The organism is Candidatus Planktophila sp., from assembly GCF_040402315.1.
Taxonomy (GTDB): Bacteria; Actinomycetota; Actinomycetes; order Nanopelagicales; family Nanopelagicaceae; genus Planktophila.
Window position 1 is genome coordinate 1 of sequence record NZ_JBBAMU010000045.1, and the last position, 3,367, is coordinate 3,367.

Below are 3,367 nucleotides of genomic sequence, written 5' to 3' on the forward strand. Positions count from 1 at the left end.
ACCAGTTCGCTGATGAATTCCACGGCGAGCTTCAATTCGATCGCCCATACATCCTTGCCATGGCAAACTCTGGACCAGGCACAAATGGTTCACAGTTCTTTATCACCGTCGCACCGACAACATGGCTTAACCGTAAGCACACAATTTTCGGTGAAGTAAAAGATGTGGCTTCACAAGCTGTCGTGGACAAGATTGGTGCAACACCAACAGGTGCGCAAGATAAGCCTGTGACGCCAGTTGTCATCAATAGCGTCACTATCGCTTAATTCCTTAAGCGCATGAAATCGCGATCTACAGTCATATCGCTAATCACCATTATCTGTGGCTTTTACCTATATGAACTTCTTGATTCTGGAATCATCGGCACCTTTGGCCTCTATGGAATCGAAATACTGAAATCAACGAATCAGTGGTATCGACTTGTCACTGTTGCCCTCGTGCACGATAACTCGAATACAATCCCAATTCACCTAGCATTTAACATGCTGGCCCTGCACTCACTTGGAACACCGATAGAGCGCTTTATGGGGCGCAGCAAATTTCTTATTATCTTCTTCATCTCACTTATCTGCGGCTCACTCTTTTCGGCATACAGTCTTGGTTACAACGGATATTCAGTGGGAGTATCAGGTGCCATCTTTGGTTTATTCGGCGCTTTTGTAGTGATCGGCAAGCGAATGGGCGGGGAGATCAAAAGTGTCATTGTTGTAATTGCGCTTAACTTTGCACTGGGTTTCACTATTGGCGGCGTAGATTGGCACGCTCACCTTGGTGGTCTTATCGCGGGTGCTGTAGTAACAAAGTTATTGCTTACTCTGAAGCCTTCACGCTTCTAAGTAATATCTGGGCAACATCTAGTACTTCAACATCTGATTGCCGCGCCACCATTCCATCGCCGACCATGATTCGGCAGAATGGACAGGCAACAGCGACTTCTTGCGCACCAGTTTCGATCGCTTCATCAACACGATTTAAGTTGATGCGGGTTCCAAGTTTTTCTTCCATCCACATGCGGCCGCCGCCACCACCGCAGCAGAATGATCGCTCTTTATTACGTGGCATCTCTTCCACATCGCAACCACTTGCCTCTAATAGTTCGCGAGGTGGTGCATAAATTTGGTTGTGTCGACCGAGGTAGCAAGGGTCGTGATAGGTCAACTTCTTCTCTGATTTATGGGGACTTGGCTTGAGTCGACCTTCTTTAATTAAAGTATTAAGTAATTGCGTGTGGTGCAGCATCTCGAGTTCAAAACCGCTCTGCGCGTAATCGCGTCCGATAGTTGTGAAGCAATGTGGACAGGTGACAACAACCTTCTTCTTACCTTTTGATCTATCTCCGAATGTCTCATTAAAGGTAGCAATATTTTCCTGCGAAAGAATTTGATATAAGAATTCATTACCGGAACGGCGCGCCGGATCTCCGGTGCAGGTCTCACGCTTTCCGAGAACGGCAAAGTTAACTCCGGCCATGTGTAGTAACTCAGCGACAGCCTTTGTTGTCTTCTTTGCTCGATCTTCATAAGCACCGGCGCAGCCAACCCAGAATAGATACTCAACTTCCTCGGGAAGCTCGCCACTCACAACCCGAACTGGGAAATCACATTCTGCAATCCAGCTTTCTCGGTCGGCCTTATTAGCACCCCATGGGTTGCCAGCTTTTTCCAGGTTTCGAAATGTCCCACCGAGCTCTGATGGAAATTCGGATTCAACAAGTACTTGGAAGCGGCGCATATTAACAATGTGATCAACGTGTTCGATATCAACCGGGCACTCTTCAACGCATGCCCCGCACGATGTGCAAGACCATAAGACATCCAATGAGATTGGAGCGTTCTCACCCACAATATTTTCGGTGTCGACAACCTTTGTCATCGCGTGATCGCGCATCGCCATGATTAATAACTTAGGTGAGAGTGGTTTATCGGTATGCCAAGCCGGACATTGCGATTGGCAGCGGCCGCATTCGGTGCAGCTGGTCATATCCAGCAAGCCCTTCCAAGAGATATCTGCGCGGGTGCCAAGGCCAAATACATCATCTTCTGCCGGATCTTCGAAGTTGACCGGCTTACCTTTTGAGAGCATCTCTGGCAGCGCACCGAGTGCTGGTTGATCGATATTGCGTTTGTAGTAGATATTAAAGAAGGCTAAGAATCTGTGCCAGGTGATACCCAGAGTGAAATCAGATGCGATAACAATGAACCAGGCCATCGAAATAACAATCTTGAGCGTTGCCACGATGACTATTGCACGCTCTAAGGATGCAACCGACATGGAGTTAAAGGCAAGAACTGCCGGCCATGAAATCGCATAATGCCAGTTCCATAATTCTTCGTTAGCGAGTGCGCCTTCAAGTCCGCGAAGTGCAATGACACAGAAAACAATGCCAAGAATTGTTGCCTCAACGTAGTAGGCAATACCCATATTCGATCCACTAAAACGATTGCGTTTACGTAAACGAGTCACTTGGCGAATGCCAATCAGAGTAACTATGCCAACGCCGGTAAGGGCGGCAATAAGTTCAGCGAAGAGTTCATATCCAACAAAGTGGCCAATGATAGGAAGTGCAAAATCAGGGTTAATTACTTGACCGTAAGCAGTGATGAGAGTTCCGAATAGCGCACCAAAACCAATCATCACAAACCAGTGAGCGATTCCAGTAGCCGTAAAGTTAAGCATTTTGGTATGGCCAAGAACTTCTTTGAGCATGTTCTTAAACCGCGCAGATTGATTGTTGCTGCGAGTGGGATCTGGTTGCTGCTTCCTATAGAGAGCAATTAATTGGCGCACTCGCACACTAAGAAAAATGAGTGCGAAAGTAGTAATGAGATAGGAGAGTCCTGCCAGCGCAAACTTCATAAGCGTAAGGGTAATCGTTATTGACGATTTAGGAAGCGCACATGCTTAGGCGTCAACTCACCTAACGAATTTACACCCAGCAACTTCATATTTCGAACCATTTGCGTGCGCATGATTTCAAGTGCGCGCTCGACTCCATCTTGGCCGCCGGCCATCAGGCCATATAAATAAGCTCTGCCCACATAGGTAAATTGAGCACCAAGTGCCACCGCGGCAAGTACATCAGCCCCGTGCATAATTCCGGTATCAATATGAATCTCGTAATCTTTCTTGAATTCCTTCTTAATATCACTCAGTAAATGAAGCATTACCGGAGCGCGATCGAGCTGCCTGCCACCATGATTGGATAGCAGAACCGCATCAGCTCCAAGTTTGGCCGCCTTTTTTGCATCATCAAGATTTTGAATTCCCTTTACTGTCAGCGTTCCATCCCACTGTTCTCTGATCCACTTGAGATCTTCCCATGTCATTGTTGGGTCGAACATGTAGTCAAGGAGTTCACCTACCGTGC

General features: G+C 47.2%; 4 protein-coding genes. 2 read left to right on the forward strand and 2 right to left on the reverse strand.

The window, feature by feature from the left end:
* Together AC9UEP_RS05675 and AC9UEP_RS05680 are read left to right on the forward strand one after the other, a co-directional pair.
* On the forward strand, positions 1-266 hold a 266-nt coding region (locus AC9UEP_RS05675; RefSeq protein ID WP_509544958.1), incomplete at its 5' end, for a peptidylprolyl isomerase.
* Positions 267-278: 12 nt separating this feature from the next.
* The gene (locus tag AC9UEP_RS05680; protein ID WP_509544961.1) at positions 279-836 is read left to right on the forward strand and encodes a rhomboid family intramembrane serine protease; all 558 of its coding nucleotides are present in this window, start codon (positions 279-281) and stop codon (positions 834-836) included.
* Here AC9UEP_RS05680 and AC9UEP_RS05685 read toward each other — a convergent pair.
* Positions 811-2,856, reverse strand: a complete 2,046-nt coding sequence (locus AC9UEP_RS05685) for a (Fe-S)-binding protein (RefSeq protein ID WP_509544964.1) — start codon at positions 2,854-2,856, stop codon at positions 811-813. The two genes, AC9UEP_RS05680 and AC9UEP_RS05685, sit on opposite strands and share 26 nt — an antisense overlap.
* A gap of 17 nt (positions 2,857-2,873) precedes the next feature.
* Positions 2,874-3,367: alpha-hydroxy acid oxidase (locus AC9UEP_RS05690; protein WP_509544967.1), on the reverse strand; the 494-nt coding region annotated here is incomplete at its 5' end.